Raw genomic sequence first — 24,328 nt, forward strand, 5'->3', positions numbered from 1 at the left:
TAGCCTTGTTGAGGCCGCTTCAGGATTACTCTGAATACCTGAGCGAAATTTACTTATCCAGACGCATAGGAATTCCAGCATCTGCCATGTGTTGCTTGGCTTCTTCAATGCTGTAAGTCCCAAAATGGAAGATTGAAGCAGCAAGCACAGCAGTCGCGTGTCCATCACGAACACCCTCAACCAGATGATCCAGAGTTCCAACCCCACCGGAAGCGATCACAGGTACATGTACAGCATCCGCAATTGCACGGGTAAGCGGCAAATTGTAGCCCTCTTGCGTGCCGTCACGATCCATTGATGTAACAAGCAACTCACCAGCGCCAAGGTCCACTGCCTTACGCGCAAATTCAACAGCATCAATGCCGGTTGGTGTACGGCCACCATGGGTGAAGATCTCAAAGCGCTCTTCTTCGCCTTCAGCAGAAACGCGCTTAGCATCAATGCTGACAACAATACATTGGCTGCCGAATTTCTGGGCTGCTTCCCGAATAAATTCAGGATTTTTCACCGCTGCGGTGTTGATTGAAACTTTGTCAGCTCCGGCGATCAGCAGCTTGCGGATGTCTTCAACAGTGCGCACACCGCCTCCAACAGTCACTGGCATAAAGCAAGCTTCAGCAGTGCGTCGCACAACATCATAGATCGTGTCGCGATTGTCGCTGGAGGCTGTGATGTCAAGGAACGTCAGCTCATCTGCACCAGCTGCGTCATAAGCTTTGGCTGCCTCAACAGGGTCGCCAGCATCAATCAGGTCAACAAAGTTGACGCCTTTCACGACACGGCCATCCTTCACATCAAGGCATGGAATAATGCGAGCCTTCAGGGTCATGCGAGGCCCTCACGGCTTTTCTTGATCAGATCAAGCGCTTCAGCAGGGTCAAGACGACCATCATACAACGCACGACCAGAGATCGCGCCCTCAAGAATATCGCAGTCTGTTTGCACCAGACGCTCAATGTCCTTGATATCTGCCAAGCCACCGGAAGCAATAATCGGAATGCTCACTGCATTCGCCAGCTCCAGTGTACTCTCAATGTTCAGGCCCTTCAGCACACCATCACGGTCAATGTCGGTGTAGATGATCGCTGCAACGCCAGCATCTTCAAACTGCTTCGCCAGCTCAATCACGGTCAGCTCAGAAGTCTCTGCCCAACCTTCAACAGCAACCTTGCCACCTTTTGCGTCGATACCAACAGCAATGCGGTCAGGGTACTTCTTGCAAGCTTCCTTCACCAGCTCAGGGTCACGGAGAGCCACGGTACCAAGAATGACGCGTGCAACGCCTTTCGCCAGCCAGTTGTCGATGTGTTCCATGCTGCGGATACCGCCGCCCAGTTGAACCGGGTTGGTGGTGTTGGCAAGGATCGCATCAACAGCTTCGCCGTTCTTAGTCTCACCGGCAAACGCACCATCAAGGTCAACAACGTGCAGCCATTCAAAGCCCTGGTCCTGAAACGCCTTCGCCTGTGCACCCGGATCATCGTTAAACACGGTTGCCTGATCCATGTCGCCCAGTTTCAAACGAACGCACTGGCCACCTTTAAGGTCAATCGCTGGAAAAATAATCATAATTCTGTCCTTGGACTTGTCTGTGTCACTGAAAGCGGGCAGCCGTTACGGCGCCCAGCTCAGGAAATTGGAAATCAAAGAGAGACCGAGCTTCTGGCTCTTTTCCGGGTGAAACTGCGTACCAACCATGTTGTCTCGTCCCACCATCGCAGTGAACTCACCCGCATAGTCAAAGCTTGCCAAACGGTGTTCAGGGTTCTCGGTCGCAAAGTGATAGGAGTGCACGAAGTAAGCGTGCAGGCCATCACCGCCGGTTTTGATGCCTTCAAGCACCGGATGTTCATCGCCGATGACGTTGATGGTGTTCCAACCCATGTGAGGAATTTTCAGCTCAGGATTAGCTGGTTTCATCGCGGTGACATCACCACTGATCCAGTCCAGCCCTTCCGCCTTCTCAAATTCAAGCCCACGAGTCGCCAGCAACTGCATGCCTACGCAAATCCCCATGAAGGGCTTGCCGTTGGTGAGCACAGCTTCCGCCAATGCCTCTTCCATGCCATCCAGTGCCAGCAGGCCACGGCGACAATCTGCAAATGCACCAACACCGGGCAGAACGATACGGTCAGCCTTGGCAACAACTGAAGGATCAGAAGTCACCGTAACCTCATGAGCATGATGATGGTTATGGGCTGCATGCTCAAACGCCTTTGCCGCGGAGCGCAAGTTGCCAGAACCATAATCAATAATTGCCACACTCATGAAGAAACTCCTGTTATCGCTTGAGTGTCATTCCAACGACGTCAGTGTCGCTGGTGTGTGGGGCCACTGGCCCCTGTGGAAGCCGCACTTCACTTTTAGTTTTGGAAATGCGGTCGAAGAAACGAATTTCTGCCTCATCCAGATTGGCAGCAGAGATAAACCCGACAGTCTGCCAGTTTTTGCGGCGCAGGCTCCAGCTTTTCAGGAACCCGGCTTCCATCGCAAAAAACAAAGTGGCGAGCACGGTGATAAAGCCGCCAGTGGTAGACCCAAAGGCTTCAGCTACAAACACCAGTGCAATGATAGCTGCCAAGTAACCGAGGAAGACCAGCCACATCCGGTTGTACAAAGACCAGAGCAGCGGGAAGAGCATCGCCCACCACGAGAAACCGTCTTTCACGAACTTGATGTTTCGTGCGTCCTCGTCCTTCAGGTGGTCAAGTGAAACCCCTGGTTCGGTCATGACATAATAGACAGCCAATTGCATTCTCCCTGAACAAGCAGAGCTGCGGGCCGAAAAGGTTAGCCGCCAAGCTGACCTTTTGTAGTTGGCACGCGTCCACTCTGACGTGGATCTGGTTCGATAGCTGTGCGTACAGTACGCGCAACTGCTTTAAAGCATGTTTCCGCAATATGATGGCAATTGGTGCCATAAAGGTTTGCAATGTGCAGAGTAAAACCTGCATTCATGGCAAACGCACGGAAGAACTCCTCAAAAAGCTCAGTATCAAACGTGCCAACCTTGTCCCGTGGGAAATCAACCTGCCAGACAAGGAAAGGACGACCGGAGACATCCAGAGCCACACGGGTCAGGGCTTCATCCATCGCAAGGTGCGTGTCTGCATAGCGGGTGATGCCACTCATGTCGCCAAGCGCTTCTTTAAACGCTTGTCCCAGAGCAATGCCCACATCCTCGGTGGTGTGGTGGTCGTCAATATGGGTGTCACCATCTGCGCGGATCGTCATGTCCACGAGCGAATGTCGGGAAAGTTGTTCCAACATATGATCAAAGAAACCAACACCGGTTTTGATGTCGTACTTGCCTGTGCCATCCAGATTGATGGAAACAGAGATCGTCGTTTCTTTTGTGCCGCGGGCAATAGTGGCCTGACGCATGGGATGTCCCTTGATAAGTTTATAGTCCTTATACTCATGCAAAACCCCTGCACAAGCATTTAAAGACGCGCCGTTTTAACAGGCTAAGGGATCGCTGAAAATACCCAAAGATGAAAAAGCTAGGATCTGCTACTCCCTCTGGTATTTCTCGGCACAAACTGTTAGGAACTGAGCCGTTTATCTAGCAGATATTTGGAGCCTCGCATGTCTTATCGCCCAGCAAGTGCAGTCGATCGCCTGATCCTCCCTCTGGATGTTCCAACAGTTGATGAGGCCCGCCAGCTCGTCAAACAAACACAAGGACTTGTCGGCACTTACAAAATTGGCATGCAACTCCAGTTCGCAGGTGGTCTTCAGTTTGCTGAAGAGATGGCGAAGGAAGGGCATTCCATCTTTCTGGATGTGAAGCTTCTGGATATCGACAACACCATCACCAGCGCAGTGAAAAACGTTGCAAAAATGGGCATGAAGTTCATGACCGTGCACGCTTACCCGAAAAATATGCGCGCAGCCGTAAAGGCACTGGAAGAAGTCGGCAACAAAGACCTCTGCCTGCTGGGTGTCACCGTGCTCACTTCGATGGATGAGCAAGACCTCAAAGACGCGGGCTACGTCGGCCCTACAGCAACCTTGGTGGATCAGCGTGCGCTTGATGCGGTAGCTGCTGGCGTCGGTGGCATCGTCTGCTCGCCAATGGAATCCGCCGCCATGCGTGCCAAAGTTGGCGACAAGCTCTGCATCGTGACACCAGGCGTACGCCCTAAAGGCGCAGATGCAGGCGATCAGCGCCGTGTGATGACACCTTACGACGCCATCAAAGCTGGTTCCGACTACCTCGTCATCGGCCGCCCAATCTACCGCGCCGAAGATCCACGCGCAGCAGCCGAAGCTGTCGTGGCAGAAATTGAAAGCGCTCTATAAAGTCACAAACTAGGGAGCCTCTGTCATGCAGAGGCTCTTTTTGCTTCATCTGTCTTTGTCTCTTGAACAAAGGCTTAAGCTGCTCTGGGTACCATTTGCGCGATCTGAACGAGAGGGAGCGCATTTTATGGAAACCATTCTCATCACAGGCTTTGGCGCCTATGCCAATACGCCCACCAATCCGGCAGAAAAGCTTGCGCTGGCACTGGATGGTGAAGAGATCGCTGGTGCTAAAATCGTCTCCCGCATCGTCTCTGGCAGCTATTTTCACTGCATAGAAGAAACCGTTGCTGCCATGGAAGAGCTGAAACCCAGCTCTGTCCTCATGCTGGGCGAATATGGTGGTCGCTCCATGATCACTCTGGAGCGCCTCGCACAAAACCTCAACGACTGCGCTCGCTATGGCGTAACCGATACCGCAGGTGTCACACTTCAAGGTGAGCTGACCGTGCCAGATGGGCCAGTTGGCTACTACGCAACGGTTCCTCTTCGGGCTATGACGCAAGCCATGCGTGATGCTGGGGTGCCAACGGATATCTCGGATTCAGCTGCCACGTTCTGCTGCAATCATCTCATGTACGGCGTCCTGCACCACATCGCGAAACACAATCTCCCGGTTCGGGCCGGTTGGGTGCATCTGCCTCATTTGCCGGAGGTTGCCGCCATGATCCAGAACCTCGGCGCACCAAGCATGTCAGTCGACACTCTGGTCAAAGGTATGCGAGCCGGAATTGAGGCGTTACAGGCCAATCATCAGGACCAGAACATCAACATCATCTCCAAGATGCTGATCTGAAAAGGACACACCCGAGCACCAAAAAAATGACACATCGGGCATAAAAGCGTCTCTCAACACTTATCCATACCCTCTGACGCCGAGTTCAGCAGATGTGATCAAGTTGGGTTGTGTTTTGCAAATTTCACAACTCATATGACTGCCTTCGCAGTTTTGCGGGTCAGCCCAGATCACAGCGGCGTTATTTAGGTGGTAAGACTGACGATTTCTGCACGCACATCACGGCTTTGTGTCTCATAGAAGACAGTTTCTGCCCTTATTCCAATTCATAGTGGTCACTGGAACTTCCTGCCTCAAAAACGGGGAGCTCTTAGGAGAATATTCGATATTTTCCGCCACTATAGAAACAAATGGATTGGATGGTTTGTCTTGCAGAATATGACACCGCAAACACTTATGAATAAGGTTGCATCGGATGGCGGCATGGAAGCGCCTGTCTTTAATACAGACGGTGAGTGTACGCTGAATGCTGATGATATTGAGATCCACATGCGGGCCTGCGACAAGCGCCTGAAGATGATGGCTTACCTCTCAGAGGATGCCGATGTACCGCAACATGTCATGGTTCAGATGCTGCACGAGAACCATACCGCAAAGAACCGCTTTACCTTCATTCGTGTTGCCCTTGGCCAGCCTGCCGTTGTTTCCTGCATCGCTCTTGAAGAGCTTGATGCCACAGAACTCAAACTGTTCCTTGCAGAATTCAAAGAAGTTGTCCGTGCGTGGAGGCCAAAGTTCACCCCTGCCTCCCAACGTCTGTGCGAGCGCAAAATGAAGCGCGATGGTGTTTGTCACTCGCAAGATAGCGCCAAGGCAAAGTTGGAACTGCATTAATCAGCAGCCCAAGCTGACAATCCATCCCCCACCAAAAAAGAAAAGGGCAGAAAACTGCCCTTCGATGGATCAATCCAGCTGCGCCAACCATCCCTTAATGTCGGTGATGACCTGCTCGACCATGCTTTCCCCTCCAGCTCCTTCAAAGGAGTGGGTCATGTCTGGGTAGGATTTGTAAGTAATATTGGTCTTACTCAGCTCCGTGAGTTTCGCAATCTGTTGATCAACAGCTTCAGGTGAAACGCTTTGGTCTTGCCCACCTTGCACAATCAATAAAGGGTTCTCAACCTGAGCCAGAATCTCTAACTGATCTAGTTTCAGCATAGCGTTCCACCAGCTATAGCCGTGCCCGCTCATGTTGACGTCAAACGGTTTGCTTGTGGTGATCTGCTGTGCAAAGCCTTTGAACCCAGCAGAGGCTTCTTTAAACGCCTCATTAGGCATGCCGCTGGACTTCATGTTGTGCAGGATATCATCAATAAAGTGACGCCCTCCACCATTCAGAGCAACACTGGCCGTCACAAAATCAGTTTTTGCAGCAATCATATTGGCAACCACAGCACCTTCACTGCCGCCCAACAGAAACACCCGCTCGTAAACCCCGCCTTCTTTCAGCTGATTGATAGTCTTGATGTAATCTGCTGTTCGACGTTCCGGTGAGTCGTTCTCGATGTAATCCGCTGGGCAATCTGGCCGTTCATCATTACGATCCCAGGAAAGATCCGAAGTGATGCCGTATTTTTCAACGGTCAACACATCCGCTTCCGGCAGCACCTGCGAGAATTCCTCATTGATCAGAGTATTGTGAGCAACGCTGTTGCAGTCTGAGCCTTGAATGAGAACAAGGAGGTCGGTCGCGTCCTTCGGGCTTTGGGATTTCAGATAGATTGTGATCTCACTGCCGTCTTCACGCACAAGATAAAGGCCTGATGCAAAAGCGGCCTGAGCAGTGAAGAGAACAGAACACCCAATAGCAACACGAAGCAAACTAGATTGCATAAATTCCCCCATGAGCAGACACAGCAAGCGCACAGAGCCATACAGAAAAGCCTGTCTTGCTGAGCCTCACACTCAACGTGATCTGCCCGTAATATAAAATAGAAACACCGAACTGGTGCAAGGAAAAGTGTGCTGCAATCATAAGGCGAGAGTGTGGCGCCTAAGATATATAATTATAGTTTCAGGCAAGCTGCGTAACAGGATCTAATCCGTTGTCTATAAAAGTACTTTAGATTATTCTAAAGAGAAGGTCACATTAGTCATGGCTACATTGAAGGAGCATCAGAAATGCCGGAAATCTCATCCCTCCCGGTCCCTCAATTGGTTGCTCCACGCGAAGAGCTTAACTTCTATCACGTCAATTCTCTGAAGATAAACGCACAACCAACCGCATTTGAAGTCTACCGTGCGTTGTTCAGCAAACGCTCCGCTTGGCTCAGCGCTGCGTTTTGGGTGAGAGACCAAATCTCCGCATTAGCGGGCGTCACAAAGATAAAAGGATTTGGAGACAAACGTACAGCCACACCGCCAGATGTGGGAGATCATCTAGACTTCTTTTTGGTGGAACATATCGAGGATCGCGAGTTAGTGCTCACCTCAAGAGACAAGCACCTCTCAGTCATGACCACCATCAGTGTCGACGCTGCAAATGAAGGGGCGCTGGTCCGCATCACGTCCTCAGTCATCACCCACAACTGGTTCGGCGACCTCTACATGCTGCCCGTTGGTCCGGCCCACAAGTTCATTTCCTGGCGCATGCTACGTAACGTAAGTCGTGCATTTTCCTCAGCTAAGTAAAACGCTTAATCAGAATGTATTAATCTCTTGAATGAGGCGTTTTATTTCGAATCTCTGCTCTGATTTAAGTTTGTCTGCGAGTAATTGTTGACCTGATTAATCAGTTTACTGATATATCTAATGTTTGTTTTTAAAGAATATATGAAATAACTAATGTTTTTTATCTGATTAACAAAAGGACTTCATTTCCAGAAAAAGAATTTCTGAACAAGGCTCTATCAAAAGTGCAGCTTTCACACGATTCCAAATGCTACTCGCATGCATGAAATCGGCCCTGTATCGTTAACTGGCCGTAAATCAACAAGGGAAAATGCTTAGCTAGATTTCATCGGACCCATATTATCATGTTTGCATATTTAGCTAAGCTCAGAATTGTTCATACCATAACACTGCTCTCAATTATTCCCAGTATTGCAGCTCTCGTTTTTCTCTATCAGCTCATCAAGGTGGATACCGAGGACGAGCAGAAGCTGGCAGCACTGTCTCAGCTCACGCGCCTATCGGTCAAAATAGGCAGTCTGGTGCATGAGCAGCAAAAAGAGCGCGGAGCCACTGCCTTGTTCCTCGTCAGCAAAGGCCAGCAGTTTGCGGTTGACCTGAAAGAGCAGCGCCGGGCAACCGATACAGCGCGCATCGACTACCTGCAGTTTCTAAATGGCTTTGACCTGACCATCTATCAGTCAGAATTTGCAGCAGGCCTGGAAGGCATCAACGCGCAACTGCAAAAGACACCAGCCATGCGTTCTAAAGTAGATGACCTCAACGTGCAGATTGGAGAGGCTGTCAGTTTCTACACCCAACTAAACTCCGAGAAGTTGGATATCATCGGTTCCATGAGCGAGCTCAGCCCCAACGCGGAAATTGTAGATCGAATTGTGAGTTATCATGCCTTCCTTCTGGCAAAGGAGCGGGCAGGGTTGGAGCGGGCGGTTGGTGCTGCTGGCTTTGCAAGCAACGCGTTCCCACCTGCAGCTATGAAGAAGTTTCAAAAGCTGATCGTGGAACAAGAGGCCTTTACCCATATCTTCCAGACCTATGCCACACGTGAAATCTTTGCAGACTTCACAAAGGTGCAGGAAGGGGCTGCCAACACGAAGCTGAACACCTACCGCGACATCGCGCTGGGTGGTGCAAACTCCACAACTGGCTTGCAAGCAATAAGCGGTCCGGAGTGGTTTGAAACGGCCTCTCAAAAGATCAATCAGCTCAAGACACTGGAAAACACCATCGCCGCAAGCCTGATCACAGATACGGAGCATCTTCAGGCCGATGCCAACGGACGCTTGACCCTGCACATGAGCATTGCTGCGGTTGCCTTCCTGTTGGTGTTCTTGATGTCCCTCATCCTTATCAAATCCATCCAACGTTCCTTCGCAGGTATCATTGAAGCCATGGAGCAACTTGCGAGTGGCAATCTGAACATCCAACTGCCGGAGCCTGCTAAAAACGAAGTGGGCCAGATGATCGAGGCGGTATCCGTATTCCAGGAAAATATGATCCTGGCGTGTGATCTGAAGCACGAGCAAGACACTCAGCACGCAGCCCAGCTTGAGCGTGGTGAGTTTCTGGAAGGGCGTATCGCTGATTTTGAGCAGGCTGTCTCATACGTACTGGAGACCATGGGCCGCAATTCGCAGACCATGCAGCTCTCCTCTCAGGAAATGTCGAATATCTCCGAGCTCACAAGCTCCCAATCCAAAGCCGTGGCTTCCGCAGCTGAAGAAGCGTCCCGCAGCGTCCAGTCCGTCGCCTCAGCAACGGAGGAACTCGACAGTTCCGTCGCCGAAATCGGCAATCAGATGCACCATTGCCGAAAAGCAGCCTCAGAGGCCGTAGAGCAAGTGCACAGCGCTAATTCCGACGCAGCAGAACTGCGCAAGGCTGCGCAAAGTGTGGGGGATGTGGTCAGCATCATCACAGATATTGCCGAACAAACCAATCTGCTTGCGCTCAACGCCACAATAGAGGCCGCGCGGGCAGGGGTGGCAGGCAAAGGCTTTGCTGTGGTGGCAAGCGAGGTGAAGTCGCTGGCAGAGCAGACATCTCAGGCCACCGAGCAGATCCGCAACGAGATTGCAGATATCCAGCGCGCAACAGAGGGCTCTCTCACGGCAATGGAAGACATCGACAAGATCATTCGTGAGATCGACGAACGTGCCAGTGCTGTCTCCAGTGCAATCAGTGAGCAAAAGTTCGCCACGCAGGAAATCGCAACCAACGTCAGCGAAGTTGCAGGTGGAACGGCGGAGGTCACGGAAAACATCTCCAAGGTCAACGAGGCCGCCATCCAAACCGGCGTAACCTCCAAGCAAGTCCTCATCGCTTCCGAAGAACTCCGCACAGAAGCTGACCACCTCCGCACGGAAATCGACCAGTTCCTTGGTGACATAAAAGCGGCTTAGGGAGACTGAAACAACAAACCAAAGGCAGTTTGCGCATCAGTGTAGGCTGCCTTTTTCACTGCTCAACACATCATGAAAACCGCCTGCACAAAAACTGCACAAATCTGCACGCGATCTCATGTGTTTTGCCCAACTCCCTGCAATCGAGGTCTCTAGATCTCCCCCAACTTCATTCTTTCAAGTGATTTTGGGGCAAAATCAATGTTATCGACCTCTCGCAAACAACTGCCATGGATGCCTGTCCTTGGCATTCAGGCGCGTCTTATCCTCGGTCTGGGGCTCTGCCTGCTCGCAGATTTCTTATTCTTTGGCCACCGCGCAGAAATCGGCTTCAGCGTCTTCATCGTGGCCGTTGCCTTTGCAATCATGCTGGCAGGTGCGGGCAGGGTAAGTGCTCACCGTGCATGGATCGCTGGACTGACAGTGATTGCTGGCGTTGCACCAAGCGTGCTCCAGTGGGATTTCCTCAGCGGCCTTATTGCGATCCTATCACTAGCCACAAGCGCACTGATCATGAACTTGCGCATAAACGCCTTCGACCTGAAGTTAATAAGAGTGCTGCTCGTTTTCCTGCGCCGCTGGCCGCTGGGCTTTGTAAAGGACATGATCACCCTAAGTCGCGTGAAGCGTCGCAAGCGGCCATTCTCCAACTACGCAAAACTGGCGTTCACCTGGTTCTTGCCGCTAACGCTGTTCCCGGTCTTCCTCTACCTGTTCAGCTCATCAAACCCGGTCATTGAGCAGTGGTTGCTCAACATCAATCCTGGAAAGTTCTTCGAAAAACTGAACATGGCACGCATCGTGTTCTGGTCCATTGCCTTTGCTCTGGTCTGGCCGTTTCTGCGGGTCAAGTTCAGAAAAAAGCTGAAGAAAGAGAAAACTACTGTGCCGAGTGTCAAAACACCGGAGCAGGAAGTCGTTCAGGCCTATCAATCAGTGATGGATGATCTCTTTGGCTACAAGGCAGTGGTTCGCTCACTGGTCCTCTTCAACGGCCTCTTCGCCCTGCAAACGGTGTTGGATGCTGTCTACCTGTGGGGTTCTCAAGAACTTCCTGCAGGAACCACATACGCCAATTACGCACACTCAGGCGTTTATACGCTCATCATCGCCGCTCTGCTTGCTGCAATTTTCGTGCTGTTTGCCAGCCGTTCAGGGGCTGCGACCGCAAAATCCAAGCTTGTGCAGGTACTGCTGCTGGCATGGACAGTTCAAACCACTCTGCTTGTGGTCTCCTGCCTTGCTCGCCTCGGCAACTACGTCAGCGAGTATTCAATGACTTACCTGCGCTTTTACGCTTTGATCTGGGTGATGCTGGTGCTTATCGGGGTGCTTAGCATTGTTGTGAAGCTCGCGCTGAAGCGTGACAACAGCTGGCTTGTTCGGGTGAACATGCTTGTGGTCGCGGTGATCCTGTATTCCCTCAGCCTCACAAACACTGCCGCTTTGATTGCAGACTACAACGTGACTTACGCCGAGGGCACCAAGTTTGACCATTGGTATCTGATAAAACTTGGTCCGCAGGCGATCCCTGCAATTGATGCGAAGATCAAAAGCGAGCTGGACCGCGGTGTTGAAGGCAAAAATGGGAGATTGATAGAGTTGCAGTCCTCCCGGCGTTACATGGCTCTCCACGTGCGGCTCGACGCAAGGGACTGGCGCCTTTGGAGCCTTAGAAATCAGTTGCTGCTCGATTATCTGCAAGAGAATGAGGTCCCGGTCGAATTGCAAACCCCGACTGAGTTGCAAACGGCACCAAGCGACAGTAAAACTCGATATCGTGACGATCCGGGCCTCTGAAAATGCAAAATATTCTCGTAGTTGATGATGACGCTCATATTCGCGACGTCATCACCTTCGCAATCGAAAAAGCCAATTACAAAGCAAGCGTTGCTCAAGATGGGTTCGATGCTGTCGCCCGTTTCAGGAACGAGCCGGTAGATCTGATCGTCCTCGATATCGGTATGCCTGAAATGGATGGTTTTGAGGTTTGCCGGGAAATCCGCAAGCACTCAGAAGTGCCAATCCTGTTCCTGTCAGCGCGCGATGAAGAAATTGACCGGATCCTCGGTTTGGAGATGGGCGGTGATGACTACGTCACCAAGCCATTTAGCCCTCGGGAACTGGTCGCGCGTATTGGCGCAATTTTGAAAAGGACAAAAGGCTCCAAGCTCGCAGAACCGGCAAGCTCTGCTCAACGAGAAGCCGGAGGCGTGCAACTGGATGCCGCGTACCGATCTGTGACGTATCGCGGGCAACCTGTGGAGCTGACATCTATCGAGTTTGAGATCCTGAAACTGTTTCTCGACCGTCCAAGAATGACGTTTTCGCGCGACAAAATTATAGATCTCGCATACCCGCCGAATATCCATGTCTCCGACCGCACCATCGACAGCCACATCCGCAATCTGCGCTCGAAGCTGACAAATGCAGGGGCTCCCAACCTCATCGAAACCGTTCATGCCGTCGGGTTTCGGTTAGCAGCCATGTCTGCTGCAACATGAAGGCTGCCACAACCCGCAAAAAGTGGCGCCCGACCCTGAGCATGGTTGTCATTGCTGTGTTGCTAAGCGTGCTTCTGCTGCCATTCGCCATCATCCTGTTCTTCCGCATCTTTGAGCACCAGATTTTCCAGCAAACAGAAAATGCACTGATCGCCCAAAGCGCTGTCCTGTCTGCAGTCATGTCACGCATGGTCGCAGAGCAAGAGGAGATAGAGCTCGGTGAGTTTGCAGCCGTTGAACAAACCATCTCCATTGAAAATGGCCCCTACAAACCCATCACCCCCCGCACCTATCTGTTTTCTGCAAAAACATACCCACGCCGGGCAAAAGCGCGTCCTTCAGGTGATCCATCGAGCGACATTATGCAAGAGATCGGGAGCCGCTTGTCTCCCTTGCTCGTAGAAACTCAAAAGGTCACTTTGGCCGGTTTCCGGGTGCTGGACCACAAAGGAAATGTCATCGCTGGGCGCAGCGAACTGGGGCTCTCTCTAAGCCACATTGAAGAGGTTCAGGCAGCTCTTTCGGGTGAATACAAGAGCGTTTTACGAGAACGCATTTCAGATGAACCCGCTCCAGCTTTCTCATCCTTAAGCCGCGGAACGGCAACGCGTATTTTCTCCGCAATGCCAGTCATCTTGCACAACAAGGTTGTCGGCGTGATTTATGCGTCCAGAACCCCAAGCAACACAATGCGACAGCTCTTCAAGCAATGGGAAATTGTTGCCATAGCAAGCGCATTCACATTGCTGGTGACAGCGCTGATTGGCTTTGTCTTTCTGCGGGTAATCACGAAGCCAATCCATGAGCTCATAGAGCGCACGCAGCGAATCAGTACGGGTGATGCAAACGCAATCGCCCCGCTCAAACACAACGGCACACGTGAGTTTGCATCGCTGGCAGATAGCTTTCTGTCTATGGCGCGCAAGATATCCGAGAGAGCAGATTACATCTCAACATTTGCCTCACACGCCGCGCATGAACTGAAGTCTCCGATCACAGCAACCAAGGGCGCGGTAGAGCTGCTCATGGAGTCTGGTGAGGACATGTCGAAGGAACAGCGAAACCGCTTTCTTAATAATATACTCAAAGACTCCGACAGGGTAACAGCTCTGCTGGATCGCTTGCGTCATCTGGCGCGTGCAGATAACCCGAAATCAACGGGCCAGCTGGATCTGGAAAACCTGCTCGACCACCTTCAAAATCAATACGCTAGTCTTGAAGTGAACTGTAAGAGCCAATCTTCGGTCCAAGTGCCGATCACGCTTGAAAATGCAGAAATCATCTTCTTCAACCTGGTGGACAATGCGATCAACCACGCGGCCACAAAAGTTACTATCCAAATCGAAGAAACGCCGACAACACTGCGATTCTACATTTGCGACAATGGAAGCGGTATTTCTGAGGGGAATGCAGGGAAAATTTTTGACCTGTTCTTCACAACCCGCCGCTCAGAAGGTGGGACCGGAATGGGCCTTGGCATCGTGCAGTCCATGGTGAAATCTCACTACGGCTCTCTCACCTTTTTAGCGGATCGTGCAGAAACAACCTTCTGTGTTGAGCTGCCCAAAGTCCTGCCACAGGACGCATAATCCCGAATCTGTGCGTGACTTCCCCCTGCTTCGCGGGGAGCGTCTAGCCTAAAAAAAAATCTTGCGCTGTTCTTTATAGGACAGCTTGTTTCATGGATCCGCGCGACACTCATCTAAAGCAGCTGCAAAAACAAGGCTGCCACACCGAGTACGGTATTGCAGCACTGCATTCGGTTAAAAAATAGGTGAGCGTCACCACTTCGGTCAGACAGCAAATTTACCGAGTGGATAAGCCTCCCGAGGTCTTTGAAGTTGCCTCAACACAACAACACTTCAAAGACATCTGGCCGACCTGCGGAAACTGCCAAATTCGTGGGTCGGCTCCCCCTTGGAAATATAAAAAAACGCAAGAAACCGCCCTTATGCACTCCCGCAAACTTACATCACGGGAGTGCATGTCATGAGTGTCAGGCGTCGCCTTTCATGTGTCGGTTACCGCTTTGCACGCGTTTGATCATTTTTGAGAAGTTTTTTGAACGGGACCGGGACTGCGCAACAGTCTCAGTGTTGTATCGCTCTTCCCGCACCAGCTTCTGCCAGCGTTTCAACCGGGCAGCATCCAGCTCACCCGACTCAATCGCAGCTTGGATGGCACACCCAGGCTCTGCATCATGGCTGCAATCACCAAACCGGCAGTCCTCAGCAAGATTAACCAGATCCTGAAACACCGCCGAAACGCCTTCGGAAACCTCATAGAGCCTCAGGGCACGCATACCCGGCGTGTCCATAAGCCAGCGGCCTTCACCAATCGGGTAAAGGCAGCGTGCCGTCGTTGTATGCCGGCCTTTGGCATCATCTTCACGAATGCCAGAGGTTTTGGCGGAAGACCCGCTCAAGCTGTTGAGAATGGTAGACTTACCAACACCAGACGACCCGACCAAAGCTGCCGTCTGTCCGGCTCTCCACCAGTCAAAGAGCGGCGTGATTTGAGAGGCATCGCGGGTATCAAGAGCTATGACCGGCAACAAAGGATCGATCTTTTGCACCTGCACTTCAAAGTCCCGCGTGTCCTCCACTAAATCGGCTTTTGTCAGCAGCACAACAGGTTGAATGCCGGCTTGCTGGGCAACAGCCAGATATCGCTCAAGGCGCGCAATGTTGAAGTCTTTGTTGCAGGAGGTGGTTATGAACAGCACATCCAGATTAGCCGCAATCAGCTGCGTGCGTGCATCTTCGCCTGCGGCCCGTCGTTCCACGACAGTAAGGCGGTCAAGAACACGCGTAACCTGAAACTGAGAATCATAGATAACCCAGTCACCAACGGCATAAGAGCCGGTAGAGCCATGGCCTGGGACGCTCAAAGAAAACTCTCCCTCACTGCTGATGGCGACCATCTGGTTCCTATGAACCTGAGTAATGCGCGCAACAGAAAGGGTTTGCAGCTCGTCATCACGAAGCTGCATCATAAAATGAGCCGACCAACCCAGCTCAATCAATTTATGGGACATTTATCTGCCTGAAATAGAACAGCACCAAAGGGTCGCCGTAGCCATCGCATACGGACCCCAAAGTGGGTCAGGCAGGTAAGGCGTGTTGCCTATTTAAACGAACCTGCCTGAGGCACCTTTATTACAATCATCAAACACCTCCTTTGGTTACGTTTCGGGCATCACACTCTTGTGCAACATCTATGAGCTTATAGAGCTACCGGGTGTTTGGCAAGCAGGATTCCCGTGCGGCATAATGGCCAAAGCGCGTTGTGTCTGATTGGCTTCAGTCAAACTACAAGAAGTCGCTGCACTAAAGATTTTGGAGCGCGATGTGCTCTAAGAGTTCGACCTGGCTTCGAGCGCCAGATGGATCATTTTCGCCACGTCCAGCACGTCATCATTCAGCGCTTGCTCAACCAAGCTGATGTCCACCGTCATGTCATAAAGCTCGCCAAAATCGTCTGTAAACGGACTGTTCTTGTATGTGTGGCTGACAACAAATGCACACGGGGAGCTGACCTTCAGCTCGCACGCCTTCTTTTTCTTCTTCAAGCTGATGAAGAAGCCATGCCCCCAGTCATTGGTAAAGGGAAACACGATTTGCCCCCGCAGCTTGGTATTGAGATAAAGCTGGGCCGGGATCGTTGTTGTGCCATAGCAAAGGTAGACCCGATCTAACGGCGCGCCTTTGTAATCTGCATGAACGTTCGCAATGGACGCCAGATTCTCGCGACACGGATCATGCAGTTTGTCATGCGGTTCATCGAAGTAGACAACGCCTTCAGCGCCAACCACATGAGCAATGATGGCAGTGAAATAGCCAAGGCCAGAACCTGACTCAAAAACCGCCATACCCGGCTTGAGGTCTGACCAGTTGAAGATCTGCGCCCATAAAGACGGCTGACCAGTATTGATATTGGCCTCGTGCACAAGCTCTACCAGCATGTCCTGATAAAGGTCCTCTGGATCCTCCAGAACCGCCCTGCGGCCATACCCTTGCGTTGTGATAGCGACACGCCAGGGAGGAGGAAAGAGGAAATCTTCTTTGCGAACAGTGGCAAACGCATCCATCAGCAATGCCCGGTTCCCACCGCGCAAATTGTAACAAACTTCTTGCGCGTATGCGTTTTCAGACATCGCAGAAAAACCGCCGCCTCAAGAGAAGAGAGAAAGTATGACCCATGCGACCGGATTCAATCAAACCGCATCGGTCTACTCAAATCAAATATTAGAGCGCAGCACGTGAGTGCCACAAACTCCAGGACAGACTAACTTTTCCCAAGAGCAATTGAAGACCAGTTGAAATAAGGGTCCAAACTTTAACGGAGCCCTATTGCGCGGAGCTGGTTACGGATTGATGTGCGTTTCTCGGAAGGAGGAGCGAGCCAGATCATAAGAAAGGCATAAAGCGCAAAAGGTACGTAGGCCGCCTTAGTAAACCAAGGATAAGCTGCAACCAGTACCCTGAGCTTTTCTGGTGAGACCAGATAAATGATCAGCATCCAATATAAAACGACAACACCCCAGGTGCAGAGATACCGGGTTAGGAAGCCTAAAATATTAAAGCGTCTCGGCCATAAAACGGCAGCTAAAACAAGGTATCCGCCAAGATAGATTGAATTGATGAACAAGCTATCTTGAGCAGTGGCGTCAACCAACTTACTTACATACGGATAAGAGGCATAGAAGACCACAAAGCTCAGATACTTGCGTATGAGACCAAAGCGCGTCAGCGGCATTGAATCCGGATCAAAGAGTTCCTGCTCAGAATATTGACCACTATATCTTTTATAAAAACTGATGGCTTTGTTTTGCATAAGTGCGCCGCGCATAAAACGATTTCTCGTTTATTCGCATAGAGATAAAGCCAACGCAACCAAGCTTCCACAGAGATCACAGTATAGTGTTGTTCGCCTTGTTCTTTGCTGCAGGAGCTCGCCAGGTCATGATGCCTGCGTAAATTGCCGGGGGGATGTAAACCGCATAAACGATCCATGGGAAGGATTTTAGAAACGTGGCAAACTCTTCGGCGGTGATTGTGAATGCAATTGGCAGCAAAATGACTGCGCTATACACCATCGCGAAGAGAACGATACCAACATACCGCCCAATGAGTTCCAGCGCTTTCACCTCACGCGGCCAGATTAAAACGGCAACCACAACAAGTGCACATGTAACGGCATAATTGAAGACCAGCAAATCCCGCATGCTTGTAGCATAGCCACTCATGAGAAAGGTGGAAGAGATATAGAATAGCAGGTAGCTCAGATATTTGCGGGCAACTCCAAGGCGCGTCAGAGGCTCTGGAGTTTTCTTGTACGGATCCTTGCCGTGGTACTTCTTGTAGTATTTCCGATAGAAGTTGGCGTCTTTGATCTGCATACCAGCCCCGTGCAACCGACAGAATGCTCCGTATTTTGCACAATGCTTACTTGGGTACAATATGGAGTTTCTTATCTAGGCATTTCATAGCTGTAAGAAGCGCAGAAATTGGATTGGCTTTCCATGCCTTCTACCGTCATAGGCGGCATATCACCGTCAAAAACATCGATTGCCAGCATGTTCTTGCTTGGGTAGCTGAGAACGAGATAGCCATCTGTCGTGTCTGGTAAACAGAGATTGTTGTTACGGATCAGCATGAGCATATCAGCGCCCGTAAAGCGGTAGAGATTGGGAACTTCGCTGGTTACAGGCTTAATATGCAGTACACTTCCTGTTGCCATCGTGATTGAGGTCATCCCCACGACGATGTCACCGGTAATACTGGTCGCGGTGGTGCTGGAGGCACCCCATTTTTTATCAGGAGCCTCGCCAGCATAAGCAAGCGGAATGGAAGCAAGAGACAAGCCCAGAAAGACAGAAGTAATCTTGATTTTCATTTGGAACTACCTTGATTGAAACAGTCAGGGCGTAGGTTGCCCTACGACTTGTTGTAGGTAAACGAGCCGCAGAACCCGGCTTGCTGATCAACGCTCTTGCCAGCTTCAGGCGGTACATCACCTCCGAAGACATCAATCACGAGAAAATCTGGCTGCGACCGGTCGATGATCATGAAACCTTTATCGACGTCTTTCTCGCAGAAAACTTTGCCCTCTGGCAGGTCGAGAGACGTTGCACCAGTGAAGGAGAAGAGGTTGGGGGTATACCCTTCAACGCCCGTGATTGTCAGAATTCCAGATTTGCCCATCTCGATCGTCCCGGGAGCCAGAATAATGTCTCCGGTGATCTGCTCAGCTGAAAAGCTGTAGGCGTGCCAGTCTTCCGGGCCGGCAATTTCCGGCTCGTCCTGAGCAAGGGAACCAACAGGTGTCATCATGAGGGCAACAATGCCCAGAGCACCAGCGATACTTCGTAAGTTTGGATGCCGCATCTTAAGTCTCTTGAGGCCTCTCTCCGTTTATCGCGGAGATCCTAGGCGGCGAACATAAATATCTTCCTAGATCGAAATATCGAATTGCAGGCAAAACAAAAGCCACGCTGGAATCCAACGTGGCTTTGTCAAAGTACCGACGGAATGCCGGAAACTTAAAATTCTTAGTTTGGCTTCGCTTCGCCGTTTTCGCCTGCAGCAGGTGCCTGCTGAGCAGCAGCAGCCTGAGCGAGGTTCTGACGGTACAGAGCTGCAAAGTCGATTGGATCGAGCAGCAGTGGTGGGAAGCCGCCATTGCGTGTGGTGTCTGCAAGGATGTTGCGAGCAAACGGGAACAGCATGCGTGGGCACTCGATCAGGATGAACGGGTGCATATGCTCCTGAGGAACACCGGTGATCTGGAATACGCCACCGTAAACGAGTTCAACAGCAAACAGAACCTGCTCAGGAGTGTTCGCTTTTGCGTTCAGAGTAATAATAACTTCGAACTGGTCTTCGCCAATTGGGTTCGCACCAACGTTTACGTTGATGTCCAGCTTTGGCTGTTCACCTGGCTGAAGAGACTTTGGAGAATTTGGGTTTTCAAAAGAAAGGTCTTTAATGTACTGAGCCAGGATGTTCATGCCTGGTGCAGCTGCTTCACCCTGTTCACCAGCAGTATTAGCTTCACTCATATCGTTTTTCCCGTGTCGCAATAACAATCACTGGTACAACACACTGTCACTCTTAAGTGTTTGTTTGCCGTACCTGCGCAACTAGATGGTGGCTAGCATGCCCCAGAGGCGGATACAAGGCTATGCTAACATTTCAGCGGCAAAACAAGATAGTTCTGCCACATAACCCATTGGCAAGTGGATCACCTGTGATTTATGAAGGGCATCTGTGACATATTGGAGCAAGATTAAATGATGAGCACACCGGAAGGGCAGTCGCGACTGTTAGACCCGCAGATCAAGCTGGATACGCTTGTGCGCCTGCGTTGGTTGGCAGTGGCAGGACAAACTGTCTCTTTGCTTGTGGTGCACTATCTGCTCAACTTCCCGCTTCCCATCGGTTACAGCTACGTTCTGGTGGCCGCATCCGCCTGGCTCAATGTCATTCTCAAAATTCGCTGGCCATCAAGCACGCGCATTTCCAAAAATGCAGCAGCAGCTCAGCTGGCCTACGATATCATTCAGCTCGGTGGCCTGTTCTACCTCACAGGTGGTCTGGGCAACCCGTTCTGTTTCCTCATTCTTGCACCTGTTGTCGTCTCTGCAACCGCGCTGTCTTCCCGCAACACCATCATTCTCGGCGCGCTGGCCGGAGCAGTCGTCACGCTGCTCACCGCGTTCCATATGCCGCTGCCATGGTATGATGGCACGCAGATTGATCTGCCGCCGCTCTACCTTGTCGGTGTCTGGTTCTCGCTCATGTGCTCCATGTTCTTCATGGCAACATACTCTTTGCGGGTTGCTGAAGAAGCTCGCCAGCTCTCCAATGCATTGGCAGCCAGTGACATGGTCCTGGCGCACCAGAAGCATCTGTCCGCGCTGGACGGCCTTGCAACAGCTGCCGCGCACGAACTTGGCACACCGCTGGGCACCATCTATCTGACGGCCAAAGAGCTCTCCACCGAGTTTGAGAAGGGCGACCCACTGCGTGAAGATGCTGAGCTGGTTTATTCTCAGGCCGCGCGTTGTCGTGAGATTCTGAAGAAGCTCACAAGCCTGTCCAGTGATGCCGATCAGGTGTTCCAACGCATGCCGATTTCGCTGCTGCTGGCAGATGTATCTGAGCCGCACCGAGGTCTCGGCATTGAAATCAATATCAAGGCTGAAGGCGTTGGACCGGAACCTGTCGGTGTCCGTGATGCTGCCATTAGCTATGGCCTCGGCAACTTGCTCGAAAACGCCGTAGACTTCGCAGAAACCACCGTTCTTTTCGAAGCGAAGTGGGATGATAAGCACGTCGAAATCTTCATTCTGGATGACGGGCCAGGCTTTGCGCCGGACGTGCTTGCCAGAATGGGCGAACCCTATGTTTCCAAACGCTCTGCGCCTGCAATTTCAGAGGATGGCGAGGAAGAATTTGACGACGAAGCAGAACGCCAGTCAGGCGGTGGCTTGGGACTTGGCTTCTTCATTGCCAAAACATTGCTGGAGCGCTCTGGTGGAAGAGTGAATTTTCATAATCGAAAAGATCCTGACCGCGGAGCTTTGGTTCATATACGCTGGCTACGTGAAACTATGGATCAGGGAGCGCAAACTCCAGAATCCTGAGAGTAAATCTCTAGGTATCCTAGTAAAAATACTTTAGCGAAATCTGGCTATAAAAGCCCATGGGAACTTCCCTTAACTGAAAAATATACTAAAGTGTCCTGTGAATACCGTAGATTAATCGGACCTGCAAAATGACAGAACCAGAAGTTGCACCTCTTGGACGCCTTCTAATCGTTGATGACGATCGTGCTTTCCAGCAGCGCTTGGAACGTGCGATGCAGAAACGAGGGTTTCACACGGAAACCGCTGACGGCGTAAGAGAAGCGCTGAGTAAAGTTGCAGCACAGGCACCTGATTATGCTGTCGTAGACATGCGCCTCGAAGATGGCAGCGGTCTGGACGTGGTTGAAGCCATCCGCATGAAAAAGCCGGACGCGCGCGCAATCATCCTGACCGGCTATGGCAACATCGCAACTGCTGTAACAGCAGTAAAGCTTGGTGCCATTGACTATCTCGCAAAGCCAGCTGATGCTGATGATATTCTGGCAGCGCTGACCCGTCGTCCAAACGATAAAGCCCCACCACCAGACAATCCAATGTCTGCTGACCGGGTTCGTTGGGAGCATATCCAGCGCGTTTATGAGCTGTGTGACCGCAACGTTTCAGAGACAGCCCGACGCCTGAACATGCACCGCAGAACACTCCAGCGCATCCTGGCAAAGCGCGCACCGCGCTAATCCGGCAGCATTCATTGCTACAAAAACACAAAAGCGCGGCTCAAACCGCGCTTTAATTTTGTCTGTACTTGGGAAAGTGAGAGAGCTTTAGCTCTTCTCTTCGCTCTCTAAGCTGTGCTTTTGGATCAGCGGAAGCTGCATCATGGTGAAGACCATGGTGATTGGCATGAAACCAAAGACCTTAAAGTCCACCCAGAAGTCCGTTGAGAAGTTGCGCCAGACAAACTCATTGATCAGCGCCAGCACAAAGAAGAACAGACCCCAGCGCATAGTCAGCTTGCGCCAGCCTTCCGCATCCAGCTTGAAGGCGCTGTCAAACACATATCCCAGCAGAGATTTACCGAAGAACAGCCCACCCAGCAGGATGGAACCAAACAGGGTGTTCACGATGGTTGGCTTGAGTTTGATGAACAGATCGTCCTGCAAATACAGCGTCAGTGCGCCAAACACGAGCACCACAACACCAGACACCACCGGCATCACCGGTAGATGACGGGTGAGGATGTAAGATACGGTGAGGGAGATGGTGATTGCCACCATAAAGGCAGCTGTTGCAATAAAGATCGGCTGACCAAGAGCACCCAATGCAGGAAACATCTCGGCAAGCTGTGCGCCTCTGGAGTTGGCGATGAAGAAAACGCCCAATGGACCGAGCTCAAGGGCCAGTTTCAAAAGTGGCGAAACGTCTTGGCGCTCAGTTGTCTGCGTAGAGCGTTCTGAATTCATCTGCAAAGGCTTCCTTTTGTTGCTTTTCTCCCGACCTGAGAGATTTAAGCAGCAATTTTGCTATTAAAAGGGCAATTAAGAGCGAAATTGCAAAATCGTCAAGTTTTATGGCACCGATATAGCCGTTTTGAGGGGCTATAGCCTTAATTATGCGTTCATCTTGCAAAACGCGAGGTGTTACAGCCAACTAGGAAGTAGCAGTTTGTTTGCTAGTTAGTGCTGAAATTTAGATTGCATTAGATATTCTAAGCAATTTATGAGTGTTTTGTAACCACATTTGATGTGTCTATTTGATTTTACTCATGAATTACAAATGGCAAAAAGCAAAATTTATCAATTAGTTCGCGATGAGTTTTCGTCGAAAGAGTGTTTTGAATCTCATATTTATTAAAATGCTGCACATGTTGATGTGTAGTGACGATATATCCAAATTCATCTGGAACTAAATATTATGAAAACCACTCTCAAATGCCTCGCAGCTGCACTTCTGCTTAGTGCTTCTACGCAGTCTGCCTTTGCTGGCCCAATTAAAGATGCAATGATCAAGCACGCCACCATCGCGAGCTTCATTGGAGCAGAAAAAAGCTGCGGACTCATTATTCCTGATGCAAGGGGCAAAGCACTGCTCGACGAAATCAAGAGTGAAGATGAGGGGTTTGTTATGAGTGTAGTCATGATGTCTATGGTGCATGAGCAAGTTGTTCAGAAAATCGAAGATCCTGCCGCTCGTGAAAAATATTGCTCTGAGCTCATCGCCGAAGCGCGCGAGCAGGGCGTGATTGACTAAGTCAACATTTAAGCGCTTGCTCACCAGATCATATGTTTGAGGCTGGGAGCACTTGCAAGTCAGTCGTGATTGAGCATTCTAAGGCGGCGCTTGGATTAATCCTCAGCTCCGCCTTTGCTGTTTCTGATGACATGTTCAGAGTTGCAGAGCAGCCTATCTGATTTCAAATGCAAACCTGGAAGAGATGCGAACAGATTGTGTCGCACTCTAAACACTAGAATTTCATTTCGCCCGCAACCTCTGAATGAGTTATGCTTTGTGCAAGTGGGAAATCCGGGAACGATGATATTCAAAGGTCTTTCTAAAATGGCTGTTATTGCAATTCTTCTGGTCGCGCTTGTGGTTGGCGTCACTGTAAAACTTATTTGGCAAAACTCTAGAGTGCCGGATTATGTTGGCGTGCATGATGGTCAGTTTGCAGCCCTGCCCAACTCCCCCAATGCCGTCTCTTCTCAAACAGAAGATACAGCCCGCCGTGTAGAGCCTCTGTCCATGCTCTCCTCCTTTGAGATCACACAGGCAGCTCTCACCAACACCTTACAGGAGATGGGCAAGAACAAGATCAGCAAGGTAGAAGGATCATACCTCCACGCCGTCTTCACGAGCTCAAGCATGGGTTACAACGACGATGTAGAGCTCTGGATCGATGAAGAAGCAGGCGTCGTGCACTACCGCTCTCAATCCCGCGTTGGCTACAGCGATATGGGCGCCAACAAGGCTCGCTACGAGCGTTTCAGAAGCATTTATTCCACATTCACTGACACTGAGAATTGACTCAGAGGCAACTAACACACCTGTGAGTTTCGCAGAGTCAATATCTCCTTGAAATGACTCATGAATCTACCCGACT

Annotated in this window: 26 protein-coding genes; 12 read left to right on the forward strand and 14 right to left on the reverse strand. The window is 51.0% G+C overall.

The genetic code is table 11. From position 1 onward, the window contains the following. Nucleotides 1-49 precede the first annotated feature (49 nt). The 5 genes from hisF to hisB are packed head-to-tail and all read right to left on the reverse strand — an operon-like array spanning nucleotide 50 to nucleotide 3,384. The gene (gene hisF / locus PsW64_RS02935; RefSeq protein ID WP_063302645.1) at nucleotides 50-829 is read right to left on the reverse strand and encodes an imidazole glycerol phosphate synthase subunit HisF; all 780 of its coding nucleotides are present in this window, start codon (nucleotides 827-829) and stop codon (nucleotides 50-52) included. Continuing rightward, entirely contained in the window at nucleotides 826-1,569 is a 744-nt protein-coding gene (gene hisA / locus PsW64_RS02940; RefSeq protein WP_063302646.1) for a 1-(5-phosphoribosyl)-5-[(5-phosphoribosylamino)methylideneamino]imidazole-4-carboxamide isomerase, read from the reverse strand. Before hisA ends, hisF begins: the two co-directional genes overlap by 4 nt. A 45-nt stretch (nucleotides 1,570-1,614) precedes the next feature. Beyond that, the gene (hisH, locus tag PsW64_RS02945; protein ID WP_063302647.1) at nucleotides 1,615-2,268 is read right to left on the reverse strand and encodes an imidazole glycerol phosphate synthase subunit HisH; all 654 of its coding nucleotides are present in this window, start codon (nucleotides 2,266-2,268) and stop codon (nucleotides 1,615-1,617) included. Between the two features lie 13 nt (nucleotides 2,269-2,281). Next, nucleotides 2,282-2,755: a DUF2628 domain-containing protein gene (locus PsW64_RS02950; protein WP_063286375.1), complete on the reverse strand. Its 474-nt coding sequence runs from the start codon at nucleotides 2,753-2,755 to the stop codon at nucleotides 2,282-2,284. 35 nt (nucleotides 2,756-2,790) lie between these two features. Continuing rightward, on the reverse strand, nucleotides 2,791-3,384 hold the full coding sequence (hisB, locus tag PsW64_RS02955; RefSeq protein ID WP_063286376.1) for an imidazoleglycerol-phosphate dehydratase HisB: 594 nt from the start codon (nucleotides 3,382-3,384) through the stop codon (nucleotides 2,791-2,793). Between the two features lie 204 nt (nucleotides 3,385-3,588). On the opposite strand from hisB, the gene pyrF reads away from it, so the two are divergent. The 3 genes from pyrF to PsW64_RS02970 all read left to right on the forward strand — a co-directional run bounded on the left by pyrF (nucleotide 3,589) and on the right by PsW64_RS02970 (nucleotide 5,935). Further along, complete coding sequence (gene pyrF / locus PsW64_RS02960; protein WP_063302648.1) at nucleotides 3,589-4,305, forward strand: orotidine-5'-phosphate decarboxylase; 717 nt, start codon at nucleotides 3,589-3,591, stop codon at nucleotides 4,303-4,305. A 127-nt stretch (nucleotides 4,306-4,432) separates the two neighbouring features. Next, nucleotides 4,433-5,101, forward strand: coding sequence for a pyroglutamyl-peptidase I (pcp, locus tag PsW64_RS02965; RefSeq protein WP_063294275.1), 669 nt, complete (start codon nucleotides 4,433-4,435; stop codon nucleotides 5,099-5,101). A gap of 396 nt (nucleotides 5,102-5,497) precedes the next feature. After that, nucleotides 5,498-5,935 (forward strand): type III secretion system chaperone, encoded by a 438-nt coding sequence (locus tag PsW64_RS02970; protein ID WP_153042330.1) that lies wholly within the window; start codon nucleotides 5,498-5,500, stop codon nucleotides 5,933-5,935. 69 nt (nucleotides 5,936-6,004) lie between these two features. Here the strand turns inward: PsW64_RS02970 and PsW64_RS02975 are convergent, their stop codons facing one another. Continuing rightward, nucleotides 6,005-6,934 carry an alpha/beta hydrolase family protein gene (locus tag PsW64_RS02975; RefSeq protein WP_063302650.1) on the reverse strand — a complete coding sequence of 310 codons (930 nt, stop codon included), beginning with the start codon at nucleotides 6,932-6,934 and terminating at the stop codon, nucleotides 6,005-6,007. A 288-nt stretch (nucleotides 6,935-7,222) separates the two neighbouring features. Between PsW64_RS02975 and PsW64_RS02980 the strand changes: the two genes are divergently transcribed. The 5 genes from PsW64_RS02980 to PsW64_RS03000 all read left to right on the forward strand — a co-directional run bounded on the left by PsW64_RS02980 (nucleotide 7,223) and on the right by PsW64_RS03000 (nucleotide 14,227). Further along, nucleotides 7,223-7,732: a DUF2867 domain-containing protein gene (locus PsW64_RS02980; RefSeq protein WP_063302651.1), complete on the forward strand. Its 510-nt coding sequence runs from the start codon at nucleotides 7,223-7,225 to the stop codon at nucleotides 7,730-7,732. A gap of 344 nt (nucleotides 7,733-8,076) precedes the next feature. Next, on the forward strand, nucleotides 8,077-10,134 hold the full coding sequence (locus PsW64_RS02985; protein WP_063302652.1) for a methyl-accepting chemotaxis protein: 2,058 nt from the start codon (nucleotides 8,077-8,079) through the stop codon (nucleotides 10,132-10,134). A 201-nt stretch (nucleotides 10,135-10,335) separates the two neighbouring features. Beyond that, on the forward strand, nucleotides 10,336-11,934 hold the full coding sequence (locus PsW64_RS02990; protein ID WP_208980541.1) for a DUF4153 domain-containing protein: 1,599 nt from the start codon (nucleotides 10,336-10,338) through the stop codon (nucleotides 11,932-11,934). Nucleotides 11,935-11,936: 2 nt separating this feature from the next. Beyond that, complete coding sequence (locus tag PsW64_RS02995; protein WP_063302653.1) at nucleotides 11,937-12,638, forward strand: response regulator transcription factor; 702 nt, start codon at nucleotides 11,937-11,939, stop codon at nucleotides 12,636-12,638. Further along, nucleotides 12,635-14,227 (forward strand): sensor histidine kinase, encoded by a 1,593-nt coding sequence (locus PsW64_RS03000; RefSeq protein WP_063302654.1) that lies wholly within the window; start codon nucleotides 12,635-12,637, stop codon nucleotides 14,225-14,227. The genes PsW64_RS02995 and PsW64_RS03000 overlap by 4 nt, the downstream gene beginning before the upstream one ends. 407 nt (nucleotides 14,228-14,634) lie before the next feature. Here PsW64_RS03000 and rsgA read toward each other — a convergent pair whose 3' ends face one another. The 7 genes from rsgA to secB form a co-directional block, all read right to left on the reverse strand. Further along, complete coding sequence (gene rsgA / locus PsW64_RS03005; protein ID WP_063302655.1) at nucleotides 14,635-15,675, reverse strand: ribosome small subunit-dependent GTPase A; 1,041 nt, start codon at nucleotides 15,673-15,675, stop codon at nucleotides 14,635-14,637. 318 nt (nucleotides 15,676-15,993) lie between these two features. Beyond that, a complete protein-coding gene (locus tag PsW64_RS03010; protein ID WP_063302656.1) occupies nucleotides 15,994-16,794 on the reverse strand; it encodes a protein-L-isoaspartate O-methyltransferase in 801 nt (266 codons plus the stop codon). A 182-nt stretch (nucleotides 16,795-16,976) separates the two neighbouring features. Beyond that, on the reverse strand, nucleotides 16,977-17,489 hold the full coding sequence (locus PsW64_RS03015) for a hypothetical protein (protein ID WP_063302657.1): 513 nt from the start codon (nucleotides 17,487-17,489) through the stop codon (nucleotides 16,977-16,979). Nucleotides 17,490-17,550: 61 nt separating this feature from the next. Further along, nucleotides 17,551-18,039 carry a hypothetical protein gene (locus PsW64_RS03020; protein ID WP_063302658.1) on the reverse strand — a complete coding sequence of 163 codons (489 nt, stop codon included), beginning with the start codon at nucleotides 18,037-18,039 and terminating at the stop codon, nucleotides 17,551-17,553. A 71-nt stretch (nucleotides 18,040-18,110) separates the two neighbouring features. After that, nucleotides 18,111-18,536: a hypothetical protein gene (locus tag PsW64_RS03025; protein WP_063302659.1), complete on the reverse strand. Its 426-nt coding sequence runs from the start codon at nucleotides 18,534-18,536 to the stop codon at nucleotides 18,111-18,113. 41 nt (nucleotides 18,537-18,577) lie between these two features. Then, a complete protein-coding gene (locus tag PsW64_RS03030) occupies nucleotides 18,578-19,027 on the reverse strand; it encodes a hypothetical protein (RefSeq protein WP_063294264.1) in 450 nt (149 codons plus the stop codon). Nucleotides 19,028-19,191: 164 nt separating this feature from the next. Further along, nucleotides 19,192-19,701 carry a protein-export chaperone SecB gene (gene secB / locus PsW64_RS03035; RefSeq protein ID WP_063294263.1) on the reverse strand — a complete coding sequence of 170 codons (510 nt, stop codon included), beginning with the start codon at nucleotides 19,699-19,701 and terminating at the stop codon, nucleotides 19,192-19,194. A gap of 231 nt (nucleotides 19,702-19,932) precedes the next feature. Between secB and PsW64_RS03040 the strand changes: the two genes are divergently transcribed. Together PsW64_RS03040 and PsW64_RS03045 are read left to right on the forward strand one after the other, a co-directional pair. Continuing rightward, complete coding sequence (locus tag PsW64_RS03040) at nucleotides 19,933-21,288, forward strand: ActS/PrrB/RegB family redox-sensitive histidine kinase (RefSeq protein WP_057463015.1); 1,356 nt, start codon at nucleotides 19,933-19,935, stop codon at nucleotides 21,286-21,288. A gap of 131 nt (nucleotides 21,289-21,419) precedes the next feature. Continuing rightward, nucleotides 21,420-21,965, forward strand: coding sequence for an ActR/PrrA/RegA family redox response regulator transcription factor (locus PsW64_RS03045; RefSeq protein WP_057463014.1), 546 nt, complete (start codon nucleotides 21,420-21,422; stop codon nucleotides 21,963-21,965). Between the two features lie 87 nt (nucleotides 21,966-22,052). Here the strand turns inward: PsW64_RS03045 and PsW64_RS03050 are convergent, their stop codons facing one another. After that, nucleotides 22,053-22,691 carry a septation protein A gene (locus PsW64_RS03050; protein ID WP_063294826.1) on the reverse strand — a complete coding sequence of 213 codons (639 nt, stop codon included), beginning with the start codon at nucleotides 22,689-22,691 and terminating at the stop codon, nucleotides 22,053-22,055. Nucleotides 22,692-23,142: 451 nt separating this feature from the next. On the opposite strand from PsW64_RS03050, the gene PsW64_RS03055 reads away from it, so the two are divergent. Together PsW64_RS03055 and PsW64_RS03060 are read left to right on the forward strand one after the other, a co-directional pair. Then, nucleotides 23,143-23,478: a hypothetical protein gene (locus PsW64_RS03055; protein WP_063294261.1), complete on the forward strand. Its 336-nt coding sequence runs from the start codon at nucleotides 23,143-23,145 to the stop codon at nucleotides 23,476-23,478. Between the two features lie 306 nt (nucleotides 23,479-23,784). After that, a complete protein-coding gene (locus PsW64_RS03060; protein ID WP_063294398.1) occupies nucleotides 23,785-24,252 on the forward strand; it encodes a DUF1499 domain-containing protein in 468 nt (155 codons plus the stop codon). The last annotated feature ends 76 nt before the right edge of the window (nucleotides 24,253-24,328 follow it).

Source organism: Pseudovibrio sp. W64 (assembly GCF_001623145.1).
Taxonomy (GTDB): Bacteria; Pseudomonadota; Alphaproteobacteria; order Rhizobiales; family Stappiaceae; genus Pseudovibrio.